The organism is Bradyrhizobium sp. WSM4873 (assembly GCF_055811355.1).
Genome location: NZ_JBVVPS010000015.1, coordinates 54821 through 73609 on the forward strand (window position 1 = coordinate 54821; position 18789 = coordinate 73609).

At 63.9% G+C, this 18789-nt stretch carries 17 protein-coding genes and 1 pseudogene; 3 read left to right on the forward strand and 15 right to left on the reverse strand.

What is annotated here, in order from left to right:
* Positions 1-47: 47 nt before the first annotated feature.
* A complete protein-coding gene (locus AC0L21_RS20325; RefSeq protein WP_473263603.1) occupies positions 48-1214 on the reverse strand; it encodes an acyl-CoA dehydrogenase family protein in 1167 nt (388 codons plus the stop codon).
* 179 nt (positions 1215-1393) lie between these two features.
* Here AC0L21_RS20325 and AC0L21_RS20330 point away from each other — a divergent pair, with 179 nt between their 5' ends.
* Together AC0L21_RS20330 and AC0L21_RS20335 are read left to right on the forward strand one after the other, a co-directional pair.
* Entirely contained in the window at positions 1394-1897 is a 504-nt protein-coding gene (locus tag AC0L21_RS20330) for a MaoC family dehydratase (RefSeq protein WP_473263604.1), read from the forward strand.
* Positions 1897-2748 (forward strand): HpcH/HpaI aldolase/citrate lyase family protein, encoded by an 852-nt coding sequence (locus AC0L21_RS20335; protein ID WP_007613847.1) that lies wholly within the window; start codon positions 1897-1899, stop codon positions 2746-2748. The genes AC0L21_RS20330 and AC0L21_RS20335 overlap by 1 nt, the downstream gene beginning before the upstream one ends.
* A 103-nt stretch (positions 2749-2851) precedes the next feature.
* On the opposite strand, the pseudogene AC0L21_RS20340 reads toward AC0L21_RS20335, so the two are convergent.
* Positions 2852-3649 (reverse strand): annotated as a pseudogene (locus AC0L21_RS20340) (fumarylacetoacetate hydrolase family protein).
* Between the two features lie 198 nt (positions 3650-3847).
* On the opposite strand from AC0L21_RS20340, the gene AC0L21_RS20345 reads away from it, so the two are divergent.
* A complete protein-coding gene (locus tag AC0L21_RS20345; RefSeq protein ID WP_473263606.1) occupies positions 3848-4747 on the forward strand; it encodes a LysR substrate-binding domain-containing protein in 900 nt (299 codons plus the stop codon).
* A 107-nt stretch (positions 4748-4854) separates the two neighbouring features.
* Here the strand turns inward: AC0L21_RS20345 and AC0L21_RS20350 are convergent, their stop codons facing one another.
* The 13 genes from AC0L21_RS20350 to AC0L21_RS20410 all read right to left on the reverse strand — a co-directional run bounded on the left by AC0L21_RS20350 (position 4855) and on the right by AC0L21_RS20410 (position 18448).
* Positions 4855-5961 (reverse strand): trypsin-like peptidase domain-containing protein, encoded by a 1107-nt coding sequence (locus AC0L21_RS20350; RefSeq protein ID WP_473263607.1) that lies wholly within the window; start codon positions 5959-5961, stop codon positions 4855-4857.
* 34 nt (positions 5962-5995) lie between these two features.
* Complete coding sequence (locus AC0L21_RS20355; RefSeq protein WP_473263609.1) at positions 5996-6121, reverse strand: hypothetical protein; 126 nt, start codon at positions 6119-6121, stop codon at positions 5996-5998.
* A gap of 8 nt (positions 6122-6129) precedes the next feature.
* Positions 6130-6456, reverse strand: coding sequence for a hypothetical protein (locus AC0L21_RS20360; RefSeq protein WP_473263610.1), 327 nt, complete (start codon positions 6454-6456; stop codon positions 6130-6132).
* A gap of 135 nt (positions 6457-6591) precedes the next feature.
* A complete protein-coding gene (locus AC0L21_RS20365; RefSeq protein WP_473263611.1) occupies positions 6592-7053 on the reverse strand; it encodes an Hsp20 family protein in 462 nt (153 codons plus the stop codon).
* Between the two features lie 243 nt (positions 7054-7296).
* Entirely contained in the window at positions 7297-8787 is a 1491-nt protein-coding gene (locus AC0L21_RS20370) for an amidase (protein ID WP_473263612.1), read from the reverse strand.
* Between the two features lie 16 nt (positions 8788-8803).
* Complete coding sequence (locus tag AC0L21_RS20375) at positions 8804-9601, reverse strand: FAD binding domain-containing protein (RefSeq protein WP_473263613.1); 798 nt, start codon at positions 9599-9601, stop codon at positions 8804-8806.
* Positions 9602-9612: 11 nt separating this feature from the next.
* Positions 9613-12000, reverse strand: a complete 2388-nt coding sequence (locus tag AC0L21_RS20380) for a xanthine dehydrogenase family protein molybdopterin-binding subunit (protein WP_473263615.1) — start codon at positions 11998-12000, stop codon at positions 9613-9615.
* Between the two features lie 2 nt (positions 12001-12002).
* A complete protein-coding gene (locus AC0L21_RS20385; RefSeq protein WP_473263722.1) occupies positions 12003-12491 on the reverse strand; it encodes a (2Fe-2S)-binding protein in 489 nt (162 codons plus the stop codon).
* 24 nt (positions 12492-12515) lie between these two features.
* The gene (locus tag AC0L21_RS20390; RefSeq protein WP_473263616.1) at positions 12516-13622 is read right to left on the reverse strand and encodes an ABC transporter ATP-binding protein; all 1107 of its coding nucleotides are present in this window, start codon (positions 13620-13622) and stop codon (positions 12516-12518) included.
* An 8-nt stretch (positions 13623-13630) separates the two neighbouring features.
* Entirely contained in the window at positions 13631-14551 is a 921-nt protein-coding gene (locus tag AC0L21_RS20395) for an ABC transporter permease (protein ID WP_473263618.1), read from the reverse strand.
* Complete coding sequence (locus tag AC0L21_RS20400; RefSeq protein ID WP_473263723.1) at positions 14548-15477, reverse strand: ABC transporter permease; 930 nt, start codon at positions 15475-15477, stop codon at positions 14548-14550. The genes AC0L21_RS20395 and AC0L21_RS20400 overlap by 4 nt, the downstream gene beginning before the upstream one ends.
* A 55-nt stretch (positions 15478-15532) precedes the next feature.
* Positions 15533-16882 (reverse strand): ABC transporter substrate-binding protein, encoded by a 1350-nt coding sequence (locus tag AC0L21_RS20405; RefSeq protein WP_473263620.1) that lies wholly within the window; start codon positions 16880-16882, stop codon positions 15533-15535.
* Between the two features lie 264 nt (positions 16883-17146).
* Entirely contained in the window at positions 17147-18448 is a 1302-nt protein-coding gene (locus AC0L21_RS20410) for an MFS transporter (protein ID WP_473263621.1), read from the reverse strand.
* Between the last annotated feature and the right edge of the window lie 341 nt (positions 18449-18789).

Sequence of the window (18789 nt, forward strand, 5' to 3'; positions counted from 1 at the left end):
GCTTGGAGGCGACCATCGCAGCGCCCCGCAATGGTGCGCGCTCAAGCCTAGTATGACTTGGCCAGCCCCAGCACCTTTTCCGCAATGAAGCTGAGCGCAAGCTGCGGGCTGACCGGCGCGATGCGCGGGATCAGCACTTCGCGCAAGTAACGCTCGACGTGGAATTCCTTGGCGTAGCCGAAGCCGCCATGGGTCATCACCGCCTGCTCGCAGGCATGGTATCCGGCCTCACCCGCAATGTATTTCGCGGCATTGGCAGCGCCGCCGCAGGGCATGCCCTTGTCGTATTGCCAGGCCGCCGACATCACCATCAACCAGGCCGCCTCGAGTTCAACCCAGTTTACGGCCAGCGGATGCTGAATGCCCTGATTCTTGCCGATGGGCCGGTTGAACACCACGCGGGTCTTGGCGTATTCGGTGGCGCGCGACAACGCGAGCTTGCCGAGGCCGACGGCTTCCGCTGCGATCAGGATGCGCTCGGGGTTCATGCCTTCGAGAATGTACTGGAAGCCTTTGCCTTCTTCGCCGATGCGATCCTCCATCGGGATTTCAAACTCCTCGAAGAACAGCTCGTTGGAATCGACGACCTTGCGGCCCATCTTCTCGATCTCGTGGACCTTGATCCTGTTGCGATCGAAATCCGTATAGAACAGGCTCAGCCCATGCGTGGGCGAGCGCACGTCCTCCAGCGGCGTGGTGCGCGCCAGCAGCAGGATCTTGTGCGCGACCTGCGCGGTCGAGATCCACACCTTCTGGCCGTTGACGATGTAGCGGTCGTTCTTGGCCACCGCGCGGGTCTTGAGCTGGGTGGTGTTGAGGCCGGTGTTGGGCTCGGTGACGGCGAAGCAGGCCTTCTCGCGACCCTCCACCATCGGCGGCAGCATGCGCTTGCGCTGCTCTTCGGTGCCGAACACGACCACGGGATTGAGGCCGAACACGTTGATGTGCACCGCGGATGCGCCGGACATGCCGGCGCCGGATTCGGCGATGGCGCGCATCATGATCGCGGCCTCGGTGATGCCGAGGCCGGAGCCGCCATATTCCTCCGGCACGCAGATGCCGAGCCAGCCGGCCTCCGCCATGGCCTTGTGAAAGTCGTGCGGGAAGCCGCCGTCGTGGTCCTTCTTCAGCCAATAAGCGTCGGGAAAGTCTTCGCAAACCTTTGCGACGGCGTCGCGAATGGCTTCCTGCTGAGCGGTGAGCGCGAAATCCATATTCTTGATCTCCTTCTTGGGAGAAGCGACCGCGCAATCTCCCCCTCGTCGCGTTCCCCACTCGAAGGCCGTGGTGGATTGGTGCGCCCGAACGTGCCTTCGCTTGCGTTCTTTAACTTGAAAAACAGGGTACAGATACGTGAATTTCCCTATCAACTGTGTGTAGCATGCATAGGGTCATGCGGCGCGAGGATGCGGGCGCGCCGTTATTTCGCAGGGAGGAAACCGCGATGGCCGGACTTTATTTCGAGGACTTTTCCGTGGGCCAGGAGTTCAGTCATCCGCTGACCCGGACCGTCACGGAGATGGACAACACGATGTTCAGCCTGCTGACGCTCAATCCGCAGCCGCTGCACATCGACGCACATTTTGCGGCCCAGACCGAGTTCGGCCAGCGCATTTTCAACAGCCTTTACACCCTCGGCATCATGATCGGCATGACGGTCTATGATACGACCATGGGCACCACCGTTGCCAATCTCGGCATGACCGACGTCACGTTTCCGAAACCGGTCTTCCATGGCGACACTTTGCGGGCGACGACGAAGGTGCTTTCATTGCGGGAATCCAAATCGCGCCCCAAGGCGGGCATCGTCGAGTTCGAGCACCACGCTCTCAACCAGAACGACGAGATTGTCGGCAAATGCCGCCGCATGGCGATGATGCACAAGAGGCCGGTCTGATGCGTTCGATGCTGTTCGTGCCGGGCGACTCCCCGCGCAAATTCGAGAAGGCCAACGAAGGCAACGCCGACGCGCTGATCATCGATCTCGAGGATTCCGTCGTCACCGACAAGAAGCCGGAGGCGCGCGGGTTGACGCTGGCGATGCTGAAGGGCCGCAACAAGCCCCATCAGCTTTATGTCCGCGTCAACGCGCTCGACACCGGCATGACGCTCGCTGACCTTGCCGCGGTGATTCCAGGCAAGCCCGACGGCATCGTCCTGCCGAAATCGCAGGGCGGCGACGACGTGCGGCAGGTCGCGACCTGGCTCGAAGCCTTGGAAGCTGCGGCTGGTATCGCAATCGGCTCAACGCGCATCGTCTGCGTCGCGACCGAAACCGCAGGATCGATCTTCGGGCTCGGCAGCTACAAGGGCTGCTCCCCTCGCCTCGCGGGCCTGATGTGGGGCGCGGAAGATCTCTCGGCCTCGCTCGGCGCGACTGAAAAGGCATCAGGCGGCGTGTTCCATAGCCCTTATCGCCTGGCGCGCGATCTCTGCCTGATGGCCGCCGCCGCGGCCGAGGTCGCGCCGATCGACACGGTATATACCGACATCGACAATCTGGCCGGGCTCGAACAGGAAACGCGCGCGGCGCGGCGCGACGGTTTTTCGGCGAAAGCGCTGATCCATCCCAAGCACGTCGACGTGGTCAACGCGGCGTTCGAGCCGACCGAGGCCGAGCGCAATTGGGCGGAGAAGGTGATCGCGGCGTTCGCGAGCAATCCGAACTCCGGCACGCTGCGCCTCGACGGCCAGATGATCGACAAGCCGCATCTTCGCGCCGCGAAGAAGATCCTCGGCCAGAGCTAGATCAGGAACAGCATAAACTGGACTCGCGGAGACTTACCCTCACCCGGATTGCATCCTCGATGCAATCCGGCCTCTCCCCGCCAGCAGGGAGAGGCGAGGACAATCAGACGATCTTGATCGACATGTCCGGCAAGCCGTCGAGCTTGCACAAGAGCACGTCGCCCTTCACGACCGGGCCGACATTCTACGGCGTGCCGGAATAAATGATGTCGCCGGCCTTCAGCTCGAACGCTTCCGACAATTTTGCGATCTGCTCGGCCACGCTCCAGATCATCTTGCTGAGATCCGAGCTCTGCTTCACCGTCCCGTTGATCGCCAGCGAAATGGCGCCCTTGTCGAAATGACCGGTCTTGCTGGCCGGGTGGATCGGCCCGATTACCGCGGCGTGGTCAAAGCTCTTGCCGATCTCCCAGGGCTTCTTCTCCGCGGCCATCCCGTTCTGGAGATCGCGCCGGGTCATGTCGAGGCCAAGGGCGTAACCATAAACGTGGTCGAGCGCCTTCTCGGCCGGGATGTTGCTGCCGCCGGATTTCAGCGCGGCGACCAGCTCGACCTCGTGATGATAGTTCTTGGTCAGCGACGGATAGGGATGATCGGCGACTTCGCCCACAGCGACGTTCTGGATAGCGTCGGTCGGCTTCTGGAAGAAGAACGGCGGCTCGCGGTTCGGGTCCGAGCCGCGCTCGATCGCATGCGCCGCGTAATTGCGCCCGATGCAGTAGATGCGGCGGACCTGGAACACCTGGGTTTCACCGACGATCGGGATCGTGACCATCGGCACCGGAAAGATCGGCTTCGGCCCGGCTTGCGCCGCGGCCGGCGCAACTTGCGCGATCGAGGCAGCGCTTGCCGCCGCGGCAATTGCGAGCAGCTCTCGTCGGGTTGCTGATGTCTCTTTCACGTTTTGTGCTCCCTTTTATGTTCGTTGGGCGCATCATGCGCGCCGACCCGCCTGATAATCAATATTCAGTATGCCAGCAACGCTACATCGGCACGTCTACTAATCGATGAGAACATGCCGCCTGCAGAGCCTTCCAAGCCGGCTCCCTTTCGCCATTAGCATGGAACTTGCATAAATTCTGGGCGACATGGACGCCGCATGAACCTCATCAGCCTCGACATCCGCATGCTCCGGTCCCTGATCTCCGTGGTCGAGACCGGCAGCATCACCGAGACCGCGCGACGGCTGGGCCGCACCCAGCCCGCGATCACCCTGCAATTGCAGCGGCTGGAGGAGCTCACCGGCAAGCAATTGTTCGAGCATGCCGGCCGCCGGCTGACGCTGAGCGAGGACGGCACCACGGTTCTCACCTACGCCAAATCCATCCTGCGGTTGCATGACGAATTGATTTCGCAACTGGCGTCACAGGAGATCGAGGGTCAGGTCGTACTCGGCACGCCTGACCTCTATGCCGCCTTCATGCTGCCGCAGATCCTCAGCGTGTTCCGAAAATCCTTCCCGCGCGTCCAGGTCGAGCTCAATTGCGCGCTCTCGACGCCGTTGGTGGGCCTGGTCAAGCGCGGCGATGTCGACATCGCGCTCGTCACCCGCATGAACGATTTTACGGGCGGCCAGGTGGTGCGACGCGAGCAACTGGTCTGGATGACCGGCGAGCAGTCCGCCGCGCACCAGGAGCGGCCCATTCCGCTGGCGCTGCTGCCGCCGGGCAACATCTATCGCGACTACGCGATCGACACACTGGAACGTGCGAATTTGCGCTGGCGCATCGCCTGCGTCAGCGAAAGCGTCGGCGGCCTTCAGGCGGCGGCCTTCGCCGGCATGGCCGTGACCGTACTCGGCCGCAGCGCGCTGGTGCCGGCGATGCGCGAGATCGGCCCGAACGAGGGCTTGCCGCCGCTGCCGAAGATCGAGCTGCTGCTCTACAAGTCGAGCGGCGCGACCTCGAAGGCGGCGACCGCCTTGCACGACTATCTCGCGCACTATCTGCGCCTCGACGAAGAGCTCAGCGGCCGCGGCGAGCCGATCGAGCTGGGATAAAGCCATCCGGATGTTCGCGCAGCGGTCGTCCCAAACTGTATCCCCGGGGTCAACGATCGCAGACGATGAACGACCGGCTTGCTACGGTGATATCCTCTGTGATCGGCCTAGCGAACGAGGCGGTTGCTTCCTGCATTGGCGTTGCGCGGTTCGACCGCGGGAGCCACTCGGACGACGACCGTGAGCGGTGTGCCGTTGCGCAGCAGAGCGAGCTTCACCTCGTCGCCGACCCGGGCAAGACCGATCGTATTGCGCAGCTGGGCGGCGGTGCGGATCGGGCGGCCCTCAGCCGTGGTGACAACATCGCCCTTGCGCAGCCCAGCCTTCTCGGCCGGCGAATCCGCGGCAACTTCGGCGATGAGCGCGCCTTCGTTGCGCCCCTTGTTGACGGACGGGTGGAGATCCTTCAGCGAAATGCCGATGCGGCCGCGCTCGACCCTGCCGGTGGCGATGATCTGCTCCATCACCTTTCGCGCCATGTTGACGGGAATGGCAAAGCCGATACCGACATTACCGCCAGCGGGCGAAATGATGGCTGAATTGATGCCGACCAGTTCACCCTGCAGGCTGACCAGCGCGCCGCCGGAATTGCCGGGATTGATAGCGGCGTCGGTCTGGATGAAGTCTTCATAACCCTGCTTGCCGAGGCCGGTTCGGCCGAGGGCACTGACGAGGCCCGACGTCACCGTCTGGCCGAGGCCGAAGGGATTGCCGATCGCGAGCACGAAATCCCCGACTTCCAGTGCATCGCTGTCACCGAGGGGAAGCGCTTTGAGCCCGGTCGGATTCTGGATCTGAAGCACAGCGACGTCCGTCGGCGAATCCCGGCCGACGACCTTTGCGGAAAACTGCCGGCCGTCCTTGGTCGTGATCTGGACGACGGAGGAGCCTTCGACCACGTGGTTGTTGGTCAGCACGTAGCCGCTCCGGGCATCGACGATCACGCCGGAGCCGGTCGCGCTGACTTCCTTCTCGATCTGCCTCGGAACGTCGAAGAATTCGCGGAACAGCGGGTCGCGGTAGAGCGGATTGTCTTCGCGCACGCGGCCGTGCACCGAGATATTGACCACCGCCGGCGTCACCTGCCGAACCAGAGGCGCCAGGGTCGGCACCGAGCCGCCCAGCTTCAGATCGGGGATCTGGCCTGCGGCCGGCTGTGACGCCGTGAGCGTCAGTACCAGCAACGCCAGCGAGAGCAAACGCACAGCATACATGTTCGTCACCTGCCGCTTCGTCCGGATTCGAGATTCAAGAGCGTCTTAAGGCGCTGTCGCCCGGCACGTCGATCCCGCCTTGCATGATTAAAAATGGAATGGTCCAGGCCGCGGAGACCTGGCCGACCAGCACCAGAGCAAGAACGGCCTGCGTGAGCATCACGCGCCTCACCGTTCTGCGGCGGCCCACGGCCGCCGCAAGCGCATTGGAACGCCGCCGCCGCGCGGCGGGTCGTCGTCGTCATTGTCGCCGTCGAGCCGGCGCAGGGCCGCGAGAATATCGGCGAGGCGGACCGTATGGCTCATGCCGGGAATTTCACGCAAAGCGGGACAGGATTCGACGGCGTACATATCGGACGCCCATGACGACAGAATGATCCGCTTCTCCGGCGTGGAGAGCTCCTTTGCATTCAGGACATCCGCAGGCGAACCGTAGTGAACCGCGGGATAAAACAGCGGGTTGAGATTTCCGAAATTCGTATTCACGTTTGTCATCGGTTGGGCTCCCCTGACGCTCGTTTCGAAGGGATAGATGTGTTGATGATCGAATAGCCGTTCTCTCTTTCATGCATGTGGGAGCGCGGCGCGCATGTCTGAGCGCCGCGTTCCACATTCCCCTCGATCGAGCGCTTAGGCTGCTTTCTTCTGCTCGATCTGAGTTGCAGGAGAGGCCGCGCCCGCGATCTGGATCCGGCGCGGCTTCATCGCCTCCGGAACCTCACGGACGAGGTCGATGATCAAGAGGCCGTCCTGGAAGGACGCCTGCTTCACCTGGACATAGTCGGCCAGATTGAACACGCGCCGGAACGGCCGTGCGGCGATACCTTGGTACAGATATTCGCCCGTCGCGCCTTCGGGCTTCTTGCCCTCGACGGTGAGCGCATTCTGTTCGGCCGTCACCGTGATATCGTTGACGCCAAAGCCCGCCACGGCGAGGCTGATCCGGTAGTGGTCTTCGCCGGAGCGTTCGATGTTATAGGGGGGATAGTTGTCATCGCTCGCCTGGCGCAGCGCGCTGTCGACGAGACCGGCCAGATGATCGAAGCCGACGGTGGAGCGCCACAGGGGCGCGAAGTCAAACGTGGTCCTCATAACCAAGTCCTCCAAAGAGCAAGATGGATACGAAGGAGCGCAGGACGGGGCTTTAGACGGGGTCCAAAGACACCGGCCCGGCGCCCGTTCCGGGCCCCTCGCGGGCACCCGGCACACCGCTCTCGCGGCGAACATGACTTAGAAGAACGCAAGTCGACTTCAAGAGGACTAGTCGAAAATTTCTTCAGGCGCAGAGGCCGACCGCCAAGACAGCGGCCGGCCGGCTCCAGACCGAATTTGGGCTCACGCCTTCGCGCGGGCACTGTCCGCTTCGCGCAACGCCAGCTGCGGCCAGAACGCCGCCCACGGCTGGGCCGCTTCGAACGCAGCGGCGATGCGGAAGATCGTGGGCTCGTCGAGCCAGGGAGCGACGATCTGCAAGCCGATCGGCATTCCCTCGCGATCGAAGCCGCAGGGCAGCGTCGCCGCAGGAAGGCCGGCGAGATTCATCGGCCAGGTGAAGGGCGACCAGCCGAGATGCGGATCGACCTTGCCGCCGTCAATCGTTTCGACGCCGAGGCGGCCGGCCTCGAACGCGGTCACCGCGACGGTCGGCGTCACCAGCGCATCGACACGCTCGAAAAGCTTCAGGAAGCCGCCGCGAGCCTGGCCGCGGCGATACCCTGCTTCGATATAGTCCGTGCCGCTGTAGCGCCGGCCGGCACTGATGACGTCAAGATAATCTGCTTCGGAGCTGGCGAGATCGGCCGTGGTCTTGCTCGCGACCGCGGCCGCCTGTTCGGTAAAGGCGATCGGTTTCAGCGTATGCTCGAGGATGCCGGGATCGAGGCCAGGACCGTCCATGGTGACCTGCGCGCCGCAGGCATCGAGAATGGCGAGCGCCTTGCTGAACGCCGCGCGCACGTCGGGGCTGACGGCGGCGTAGCCGAGATCGACGCTCGCGCCGATACGAATACCGTTCAACGGCTCGGCTTTCGTATCGAACCGCCGCGCCGCCACCGGCAGGCTCGCGGGATCGCGCAAATCGTAGCCGGCGATGATCTCCAGCGTCAGCACGGCATCCGCGACCGTGCGCGTGATTGGTCCGGTATGCGCGAGCGAGCCCCAGGATGGTGGCGAGAAGCCGGGCGAGCGCGGCACCAGGCCAAAGGTCGGCTTCAGGCCGAACACACCGCAGAAGGACGAGGGCACGCGGATCGAGCCGACGCCATCGGTCCCGATCGCGATCGGACCGCAGCCGGCGGCAACGCCGGCTGCCGCGCCGCCGCTCGACCCACCACTGGTGCGACCGCGGTTCCAGGGATTGCGCGTGGTGCCGGTGACCGGGCTATCCGCCGTCAACTTGTATCCGGACTCGCAGGTCGTGGTCTTGCAGGTGACGATTGCACCTGCCGCCTTCAGCGCCGAGACAACAGCCGCATCGACATCGGGCACGAATGCCTTGTTCATCGGCGAGCCACCATAGGCCGGCACGCCTGCGACAAAGACCAGGTCCTTGATCGTGACGGGTACACCGGCGAGCGGCCCCTTGGCCTCGCCGGCGCGCATCTCCCTGGTGAGACGATCGGCCTCCGCCCTCGCCTGCTCGTACATCGGCGTCACCACCGCGTTGCAGGCCTCGTTCGTCGCCTCCAGCGCGGCAATGGTGTCGTCGACGACATCGCGCGGAGTGAACGCCTTGCGCCGGTAGCCGGCCAGGATCTCGGTTGCGGAAAGCGAGCCAAGGCCAGTCGGCGCCGGCGGGAAGGCCGTTCGGCCGGAACCATCAGTCATCATGAACCCTGAAGAGCTAGCTGAGCGCCGCGTCGACGGCGCGCTTGGCCATGACCGTGACGAGATGCGCACGGTAGTCGGCTTCGGCATGGATGTCGGAAGTGAGGCCCTCGGTGTCGATTCTGATCGCAGCGATCGCGGACGGATCGAAATTTCGCGCCAGCGCTTCCTCCATCGGGGGAACGCGGAACACGCCGGAGCCTGCTCCGGTCACGGCCACGCGAACGCCATCGGCGAATTTCGCCACGAACACGCCGACCAGCGCATAGCGCGACGCCGGCGCCTTGAACTTGGCGTAGCCCGCCTTGAGCGGCACCGGAAAGCGGATCACCGTGATGATCTCACCAGGTTCGAGCGCGGTCTCGAACAGGCCGCGGAAGAACCCGTCGGCCGCGATCTCGCGCGTGCTGGTGACGACGGTCGCGCCCAATCCGAGCACACCTGCGGGATAATCGGCCGCCGGATCGTTATTCGCGACGGAGCCACCGATGGTGCCGCGGCTGCGGACGGCGGGATCGCCGATCATCGAGGCCAGCGCGGCGAGACCGGGGATCTTCGCCTGCACCAGCTTCGAGGCTGCCACCATCGCATGTGGCGTCATCGCACCGATGGTGATGGTGGCGCCATCGTCGGTGATGCCCTTCAGATGTCCGAGCTTCGACAGGTCGACCAGGGCAGGCGGACTGGCGAGCCGCTGCTTCAGCGTCGGGATCAGCGTCATGCCGCCGGCGACGAGCTTGCTTTCCTCGATCGAGGTCAGCAGTTTGGCAGCGTCGGGAATCCGGTCCGGTTGGTGATAGGCAAACGGCTTCATTGTCATCCTCCCTATTCCGCGGCGACCGGCAGCGATGCATTTTGCAGCAGGCGCCAGATCCGGTTCGGCGTCGCCGGCATGTCGACATGGGTGACGCCGAGATGCGACAGCGCATCGACCACCGCGTTGATGACCGCGGCCGGCGAACCGATGGTGCCGACCTCGCCGCAGCCCTTCACGCCCATCGGCGTGTGCGTACACAGCGTCGAATGGGTCGCGATGTTCATCATCGGCATGTGATCGGCGCGCGGCATGCAGTAGTCCATCAGCGAGCCCGACAGCAGCTGGCCCGAGCCCTCGTCGTAGACCGCGTTCTCGTACAGCGCCTGGCCGACGCCCTGCACGATTCCGCCGTGCAACTGGCCCTCCACGATCATCGGGTTGATGACCGTGCCGACGTCGTCCACCGCGGTGTAGTTGACCAGCGTCACCGTGCCGGTTTCCGGGTCGATCTCGACCTCGGCAATGTGGCAGCCGCCGGGATAGGTGAAGTTGACGGGATCGTAATAAGCCTGCTCCTCGAGCCCCGGCTCCAGCACCTCGAGCGGATAGTCGTGCGGCACGTAGGCGGCGCCCGCGATCTCCTCGAACGTCTTCATGCGGTCGGTGCCTGCGACCGAGAATTTTCCGGCCTCGAACTGGATATCCACTTCGGCCGCTTCGAGCAGATGCGCCGCGATCTTCTTGCCCTTCGCGACCACCTTGTCCGTCGCCTTCGACAGCGCCGCGCCGCCGACCACCAGCGAACGCGAGCCATAGGTGCCCATGCCGAACTGCACGCGATCGGTATCGCCGAACACGATGTCGACATTGTCAAACGCGACGCCGAGCTTTTCCGAGACGATCTGGGCGAACGTCGTCTCGTGGCCCTGGCCGTGATTATGCGTGCCGATCATGACCGTGACCTGGCCGGTCGGATGCACCCGCACCGTGGCGCTCTCATAGAGCCCGCCGCGCGCTCCCAATCGTCCCGCGAAGCGCGACGGTGCGAGGCCGCAGGCCTCGACATAGGTCGAGTAGCCGAGCCCGCGGAATTTGCCTCTACGCGCCGACTCCGCCTTGCGGATACCGAAGTTCTTGACGTCGGCCGCGACAAGAGCGCCGTCGAGACACCCCATCGGATCGCCGGAATCGTACTGCACCAGCACCGGCGTCTGATACGGATAGGCCTCCTTCGGGATCATGTTGCGGCGGCGGATCTCGACGCGGTCGATGCCCATCTCGCTGGCTGCAACGTCGACGATGCGCTCCAGCACGAAGGTCGCTTCTGGACGGCCAGCGCCGCGATAGGCGTCAACAGGAACGGTGTTGGTGAACACCACCTTCACGTTGCAGTAGATTGCCGGCGTGGTGTAGACGCCGCCGAGCAGCGGTCCGTAGAGATTGGTCGGGATGTTGGGCCCGAAGGTCGAGAGATAGCCGCCCATATTGGCAAGCGTGTTGACACGGAAGGCCAGAAACTTACCGGTCTCGTCCAGTGCGAGTTCGGCCTCGGTGACGTGATCGCGGCCATGGCGATCGGAGACATAACCCTCCGACCGGCTCGCCACCCATTTGATCGGCCGCATCACGCGCTTGGCGGCCCAGGTGATCACGGCCTCCTCGCCGTAGTGAAACTGCTTGACGCCAAAGCCGCCGCCGACATCGGGCGCGACCACGCGCAGCTTGTGCTGCGGGATGTTCAGCACCAGCGCGCCCATCAGGAAGCGCACGACGTGCGGGAACTGGCTGGTGGTCCACAGCGTGAAGCGATCGGTACCGGGCTCATATTCGGCGATCGCCGCGCGCGGCTCCATCGGGTTGCCGATCAGCCGGTTGTTGACGAGGCTGAGCTTTGCGACATGCGCCGCTTTCCGGAACGCGGTCTCGACCGCGGCCTTGTCGCCGAGCTCCCAATCGCAACAGATGTTGTTCGGCACGTCGTCGAACAGTTGCGGCGCGCCGGGTCGCACGGCTTCGAGCACGCCGACCACCGAGGGCAGCACCTCGTAATCGACCGTCAGCAGCTCGGCTGCAGCGCTGGCCTGCGCCGGCGTCTCCGCAACGACGAAGGCCACCATGTCGCCGACGAAGCGCACCTTGCCCTGTGCCAGCATCGGGAACGGCGGCTCCTTCATCGGCACGCCCTTGGCGTCCGTGATACCCCAGCCGCAGGGCAGCGATCCCAGCTTGTCCGCGGCGGCATCGTCGCCGGTCAGGACCGCGATGACGCCGGGCGATGCGAGCGCCGCACTCTTGTCGATGCCGCGCAGGATCGCGTGTCCGTGCGGCGAGCGCACGAACACACCCGCCGTCATGCCGGGACGCTTGATGTCGGAGACGTAATTGCCGCGGCCGGTGAGGAAGCGCTGGTCCTCTTTCCGTTTGGGTGAAGCGCCGATCCCGATCACGTTGCCCATGGTCACTCTCCCTTGGCGGCGTTCATGGCGGCAGCGCCAGCCATGACCGAGACGACGATGTTCTGATAGCCGGTGCAACGGCAGATGTTGCCTTCAAGGCCGTGGCGGACGTCGGCTTCCGTCAGCTCCGGCTTCTCGGTCGCGAGCGCCACCGCTGTCATCAGCATGCCGGGTGTGCAAAAGCCGCATTGCAGACCGTGATGCTCGCGAAACGCTTCCTGCATCGGATGCATTTGGTTCGAACCGGGGGCTCCGTGAAGCCCCTCGATGGTGAGCAGCGTCGCACCGTCGAGCGCAGGCGCCAGCAGCGTGCAGCTCTTCACCGGCAGGCCGTCGAGATGCACCACGCAGGCGCCGCACTGGCTGGTGTCGCAGCCGATATGGGTGCCGGTGAGGTTGAGCTGCTCGCGCAGCAGCTCTGCGGCCAGCGTCGCCGGCTCGACATCGACAGTGGTTGGCCGTCCGTTGAGTGTGAAGGATATCTGCACGATCATACTCCTGTGCGCGACGGGTCTTTAGGCGAGTGGAAGCGCGCTGCCGGTGGCCCATGTGGCCATCACGACGTCGCCGACGGTGAACGGATCCGCGAAGAAGGTCTTTTCCGGCACGTAGGCGACGAACGCGTCGTCCGGCACGGTGTCCAGCATGACCTTGACGAAATAGCCCTGGTATTCGATCGCGAGCACGCGACTCGGCAGCGACGTCGAGCAGCCCGGCGGCAGCTCCCTGCCCGGTCGGACTAGCGCGACATCGTCGCGGCGCACGGCGATATCGATCTTGTCACCGACGCTGACCGTGGACCGCGCCTGAAGCGAGACCTCGATGCCATCAGGCGCGGCCTGCGCGAGCGTAAAGGTCGAACCGTTGACCTTCTCTACCCGCCCCGACAACACGTTCTGCCCGCCCATGAACTCGGCGACGTAACGATCGTGCGGATGGGCATAGACGTCGCGCGCCGCGCCCGCCTGCTTGATCTTGCCCTGCTCCATCACCACGACCAGATCGGCGAGCGCGATCGCCTCGAGCTGGGTGTGGGTGACGTGGATGAAGGTGATGCCGAGCTCCTGCTGCATCCGCCTGAGTTCCTGGCGCATCTGCACGCGGAGCTGCTCATCGAGAGCAGAGAGCGGCTCATCGAGCAAAAGTACCCTCGGCTCGGTGATCGCCGCGCGCGCCAGCGCCACGCGCTGCTGCTGGCCGCCGGAGAGCTGCGCCGGCAGGCGGTCGGCGAATTGCGTCAAACGCACCTTCTCGATCATGGCGTCGGCTGCGCGCAGACGATCAGCCTTCGATATGCCGCGTACGCGCAAGGCGAAGGCGATGTTCTCGCGCACGGTGAGATGCGGGAACAACGCGTAGGACTGAAACATCATCGCGGTGCGCCGCTGCACCGGCGCAAGACCGACGACGTTCTGCCCGCCGATCACGATCTCGCCGGCGGTCGGATCCTCGTGGCCGGCGATCATGCGCAAAATCGTGGTCTTGCCGCAGCCGGACGGGCCAATGAAGCAGCAATAGGCGCCGTCGGCAATCTTGAGGTTGACGCCGTCGACCACATTGCTGACGCCGTCAAAGCTCTTGCAGAGGCCCGCCAGTTCGATATCGCCGCGATCGCTCTTCATTTCCGAGCTCAACCCTTTGTGCTGCTGCCGCGACCCTTCTGGATCAGCACGATGCTGCCCAGGCTCGCGCCGATGACGATGAAGGAGACGATGGTGGTCACGGTGCCGAGCGCATAGAGCGAGGGCGAAGTGACGTTCAGGGTCATGCTCCAGATCTCCAGCGGCAGCGTGTTGAGCGAGCCCGCGGTCTGGAGGCTGCGGGCGAACTCGTCGTAGGAGAGCGTGAAGCCGAACAGCGCGACCGCGACGAGGCCGGGCGCCAGCACCGGGATCATCACCAGCCGGATCGATTGCCAGCGGCTAGCGCCGAGGTCGTAGGCCGCCTCCTCCCAGACATGGTTGAAGCGCGACATCACCGCGAACATCACGAGCACGCCGAACGGCAGCGTCCAGGACAGTTGCGCGCCGAGCGCCGACGTGTACCAGCTCGCATTGAGCCCAAGGGCCTGGAACAACAGGCCGGTGCCGAGGCCGAGCACAAGACCCGGCGCGACCAGGCTGCCGATCATCATGTAGAACACGACGGTGTCGCCGCGAAAGCGCTTGCGAAAACCGAGCCCGGCGAGGAACGACACCACCACCGTGATGACCGTGACGACGACGGCGAGCTTGATCGAACGGTCGAACGAGCCTTTGACGTCGCCGGTCCGCACCTGGGTGAAGAGATCGACGAACCAGTGTAGCGACTGTCCCTTCATCGGGAAGACGAGGCCGCCGCGGATGTCCTGGAACGACAGGACGTAGATGCAGAACATCGGGCCGTACAGCGCGATCACATAGAACCCGAATAGCGTCGCCAGAAGATAGAACGTCCACGGCCGGCCGCCCTTGCTCGGTGCGATCGCCTTGGTTGTCGCCGGCGCGACCGCCTTTGACATGTCAGTCTTGGACATTTCGGTTTTGGACATGTCGGCGAGAACCGCGCTCATCGCGTGATCTCCTGCCTGATGTCGACGGTGCGCAGGATCAGCGAGACGATCGCGACCAGCACCAGCGTCAGCAATACTGCGCTCGCTGCCGCGGTCGGATATTGCAGCACGCCGACGTCCTCGTAGAAGGCGCTCACCACCGAGGCCGAGCCGCCGCCGGACATCACCTTGACCACGAAGAAATCGCCCATCACGATTGAGACGACGAAGATGGTGCCGAGGGCGATGCCGCTCTTGGACATCGGCACCACGATCAGGTGCATGATGTCGAAACGGCTGGCGCCGGCATCGATCGCGGCCTCGATCAGCTTCTTGTCGATCCGTGCCATGGAATTGAAGATCGGCACGATCATGAAAATGGTGAGCTGATGGACATAGGCGATGACGACCGCCAGGTCCGAGAACAGCAGCACTTCCAGCGGCTGGCGGATCACGCCGAGCCCCAGCAGCGCCTGGTTGATCAGGCCTTCCTTGCCGAGCAGCGGAATCCAGGAAATCATCCGAATGATGTTCGAGGTCCAGAACGGCACCGTGCAGAGCAGGAACAGACCGATCGCCAGCAGTTGGTTGCGGACGTGGAAAACCAGGAAGTAGGCGACGAAGAAGCCGATGATCAGCGTGAAGATCCAGGTCAGCACCGTGAACTTGATCGTGGCCAGATACAGCTTCAGCGTCAGTGCCGAATGCAGCACCTCGACATAGCTTGCGAGCGTGAATCCCGGGGTCAGCCCGCCAAAGCCGTCGGTAGCGAAGAAGCTCGCGGCCAGCACGACCAGGATCGGCGCCACGAAGAACGGCACGAGCACCAGCACGAGCGGCGACACGTAGAGCCAGCCGGCGAGATTTGCGCGTCGTGGGGTTTGAGCTGGACTAAGAGCTGGACTAAGGTTTGGCTGCATGTCGGCAAACGCCTCGAACTCGATCATTTGGCACCGGCGCATTGCCGCGCCGGCGCTTCGTTCACGTCAGGGAAAGCAGGTTTCAGGCCACCTTGAAGTCGTTCCAGCGCTTGTTCATGTACGCGGCTTCGTCCATCAGCGTGTTCCAGCACGAGATGTTCTTGACGCGGTCGAGGAACGAGCCGCCATCACGCTTGGTGCCGGTCTTCTCCATCGGCACGCCATAGGGGTCGTTGACCACCTCGGGCGCGGGCTGGCCCTCGTACCAGAACGCCCATTCGGCCGGCGTGAGGAATTTCTTGGCGGTCGAAGGGACCGGGCTGTAATAGCCGTAGCGCGCGACGAAGCCGCCCTGCCATCCCGAGAGATACCAGTTGAGATATTCATAGGCTGCGTCCAGCTTCTTGCCGGAGAGATGCTTCATCAGGCCCATGCCGTTGCACCAGCCGCGATAGCCTTCCTTGCCGTTCTTGATGTTGACCGGCGCGTAGACGCAGGGGATTTCTTTCACGCGCACCGCGGCAACCGCCGGCGACCACATCGACTGGATCACCACTTCGCCCGCCGCCATCAGCTGCACCGACTGATCGAAGGTGGTCCAGGTCGCGCGGAACTGGCCCTGCTTCTTGAGCTCGATCAGCTTGTTGCAGGTGAAGTCGATCTCCTCCTTGGTCATGTTGCCCTTGTTGCCGTACTTGATCAGCCCGGCGCTTTCGAAGCAGAGCGCGGCGTCCATGATGCCGATCGCGGGCACGTCGAGGATCGCGGCCTTGCCTTTGAATTTCGGATCGATCAGATCCTTCCATTCCGTGACTTCATGGCCGACGAGGTCGGGGCGGTAGCCGATGGAGTCGGCGTTGTAGACCTGCGGCAGGAAGGTCGCCCATTCGGTCACGCCGTCGTTCAGATCGGTCGAATCGGGCTTGGCGATATACATGGCCTCGTAGGGCGAGATGCCCTGGCGCGGGATCTTGTGACCGTCGATCTCGCCCTTGGTGAAGATCGGCAGGATGTTGTCGAACTCCTTGACCTTCTTGACCTCGATGCCCTGGATGACGCCGCGCTTGGCAGCGAGCTTGGCCTGCCAGCCCTCGAGATCGGCGATGTCGACCGTATTAGGCTGGCTTATGAAGCGGTTGATGGCGGCAGAGGTGTCGAGGTTCTGCATCGTCACCTTGAAGCCGAGATCCTTGGCCGCCTGGTCGCCGATCGCCTTCACCACCGAATAGGACACGCCGACATGGCGCAGCTCGATGTCCTTGATCTCCTGCGCCCAGATGGTCGGGAATCCGCGGATCGCGTCCGATCCTGCGGCCGCGCCGGCCACCGCCGCAGCGCCCTTCAACAGCGTGCGCCTGCTCAGCTTTTTCGCAGACTTGTCGCTCGTCCCCGCCGGATTGGCAGTGGATGTCCCCTTGTCCCTGTCAAGCATGGCAACCCTCGTTGGCTACGATGAACGCTGCGCACCGGTCGCCATTGACCGGCTACGGATGTGATCAATTGCGAGGGAGGCTATGGGCGGTATGTTGTGAAGTAAAATTGGAAGTAAAAATTCGCCGCATAAACGCGGCTAATGGTTCGCCCCGCTGCATCGGCTTTTGGCAGCGCGCATAAGAAGGCGTCAGGACGTGCATACAAAAACGATAGCTTCGAACGTGCGAGCCCGTTCGCGCGGCAGACGTGATGAAGGCGGTCCTCAGGACCTGAGCTGGTCCCGCGCCGTCTCTGGCGCCATGAGTGTCGCGATGATGGTGACGATCGACAGGGCGATGATGTAGACCGAGACGGCCCAATAAGAGCCGGCCCATGCCAGCAATGCCGTCGCGATCAGCGGCGAGAATCCGCCGCTCAGCGCGGCGGCGACGTTGGCTCCCAGCGATGCGCCGCTGTAGCGCACCTGGGTGCGGAACAGCTCCGGCATGAAGGCCGCCTTCGGCCCGAACAGCAGCGCATGCGTCAGTGTCATCGTCACGACGAGCGCGAGCGTGATCAGCGCCGGCTCCCTGGTGTCGAGGAACCAGAACAACGGAAACGCCAGCGCCACCGAGAACACGCCGCCGGCGAGATACAGCGCCTTACGGCCGAAGATGTCGGACAGCCAGCCGGCGAGAGGCAGCGTCGCGAGCTCGACGAGCGCGGCATAGACCACCGCATTGAGGATCACCTGCCGCGGCAAGCCGAGCTGCGTCGTGGCATAGACCACGGTGAAAACCGTGAGGAGATAAGCGAGCCCGACTTCGGACACCGTGATGCCGATCGCCAGCAGGAAGCTGCGCCAGTCGCGGCGCAGGACTTCCCATACCGGCTGCGCCAGCACCTCCTTGCGCTCGAGCACCTCCTTGAAGTGCGGCGTCTCCGCAAGTTTCAGCCTTACGATGAAGCCGACGCCGACGAGCAGGATGCTGATCAGAAACGGCACGCGCCAGCCCCAGCTCAGGAAGTCCGCTTCGGGCAGCTGCGTCATCAGACCGAAAATGCCGGTGGACGCGGCGACGCCGACGGGGAAACCGATCTGCACCAGGCTGCCGTAGAAGCCGCGGCGGTTGCCGGCGTGCTCGGCCACCATGACCACCGCCCCGCTCCACTCGCCACCGAGCCCGATGCCCTGGACGAAGCGCAAAATGACGAGGAAGATCGGCGCCCAGACGCCGATCTGACTGTAGGTCGGCAAGCAGCCGATCAGGAACGTGCCCAGTCCCATCGCGATCATGGTAGCGACCAGCATCTTCTTGCGGCCGAGCCGGTCGCCATAATGCCCGATGATCGCGCCGCCGATCGGCCGCGCGACAAAGCCGACCGCATAGGTCGAGAACGCCGCCAGTGTGCCGACGAAGGGATCGAAGCTCGGGAAGAACAGCTTGTTCAGCACCAGCGCCGCCGCCGTGCCGTAGATCAGGAAATCGTACCACTCGATCGCGGTGCCGAGCGCGCTCGCCCACACCACATGCGCCGTCGTCGATTTCTCCGCCGCAGTGGAGACCCCCGATGCTGCCGTCATTGCCATTCGCCCCAAAATTCCAGAGGGCATCTTGGCCAATCGCGATGCCGGTTGCAACCTACGGGCGTGGGCTTCCCAGGATTCGGACGCGTGATTTACGCGTCGCTGCTTCAACACCCGTGATTGCGAGGAGCACTTGCGACGAAGCAATCCAGAGTGCCCCCGCGGAAGGATTCTGGATTGCTTCGCTCCGCTCGCAATGACGGATGTACGAGCCGTTGTGCGCTGGCGGCAGCGCCGTCCGCGGGGAAGCGGAACCGAGCCACGCCCGTTATTCGCCATTGACAAACTCATTAACCATTATCTAATTACAGCCAGAACAACCAGCCGCGCCAAGCGGC

Excerpts from the sequence above, each read along its gene's own strand:
- AC0L21_RS20345 (WP_473263606.1), top strand. The coding sequence starts at position 3,848 with ATGAACCTCATCAGCCTCGACATCCGCATGCTCCGGTCCCTGATCTCC.
- AC0L21_RS20370 (WP_473263612.1), bottom strand. The coding sequence starts at position 8,787 with ATGACTGATGGTTCCGGCCGAACGGCCTTCCCGCCGGCGCCGACTGGC.
- AC0L21_RS20350 (WP_473263607.1), bottom strand. The coding sequence starts at position 5,961 with ATGTATGCTGTGCGTTTGCTCTCGCTGGCGTTGCTGGTACTGACGCTC.
- AC0L21_RS20405 (WP_473263620.1), bottom strand. The coding sequence starts at position 16,882 with ATGCTTGACAGGGACAAGGGGACATCCACTGCCAATCCGGCGGGGACG.
- AC0L21_RS20355 (WP_473263609.1), bottom strand. The coding sequence starts at position 6,121 with ATGCTCACGCAGGCCGTTCTTGCTCTGGTGCTGGTCGGCCAGGTCTCC.
- AC0L21_RS20390 (WP_473263616.1), bottom strand. The coding sequence starts at position 13,622 with ATGAAGAGCGATCGCGGCGATATCGAACTGGCGGGCCTCTGCAAGAGC.
- AC0L21_RS20380 (WP_473263615.1), bottom strand. The coding sequence starts at position 12,000 with ATGGGCAACGTGATCGGGATCGGCGCTTCACCCAAACGGAAAGAGGAC.
- AC0L21_RS20375 (WP_473263613.1), bottom strand. The coding sequence starts at position 9,601 with ATGAAGCCGTTTGCCTATCACCAACCGGACCGGATTCCCGACGCTGCC.
- AC0L21_RS20330 (WP_473263604.1), top strand. The coding sequence starts at position 1,394 with ATGCGGCGCGAGGATGCGGGCGCGCCGTTATTTCGCAGGGAGGAAACC.
- AC0L21_RS20360 (WP_473263610.1), bottom strand. The coding sequence starts at position 6,456 with ATGACAAACGTGAATACGAATTTCGGAAATCTCAACCCGCTGTTTTAT.
- AC0L21_RS20400 (WP_473263723.1), bottom strand. The coding sequence starts at position 15,477 with ATGATCGAGTTCGAGGCGTTTGCCGACATGCAGCCAAACCTTAGTCCA.
- AC0L21_RS20410 (WP_473263621.1), bottom strand. The coding sequence starts at position 18,448 with ATGACGGCAGCATCGGGGGTCTCCACTGCGGCGGAGAAATCGACGACG.
- AC0L21_RS20335 (WP_007613847.1), top strand. The coding sequence starts at position 1,897 with ATGCGTTCGATGCTGTTCGTGCCGGGCGACTCCCCGCGCAAATTCGAG.
- AC0L21_RS20365 (WP_473263611.1), bottom strand. The coding sequence starts at position 7,053 with ATGAGGACCACGTTTGACTTCGCGCCCCTGTGGCGCTCCACCGTCGGC.
- AC0L21_RS20395 (WP_473263618.1), bottom strand. The coding sequence starts at position 14,551 with ATGAGCGCGGTTCTCGCCGACATGTCCAAAACCGAAATGTCCAAGACT.
- AC0L21_RS20325 (WP_473263603.1), bottom strand. The coding sequence starts at position 1,214 with ATGGATTTCGCGCTCACCGCTCAGCAGGAAGCCATTCGCGACGCCGTC.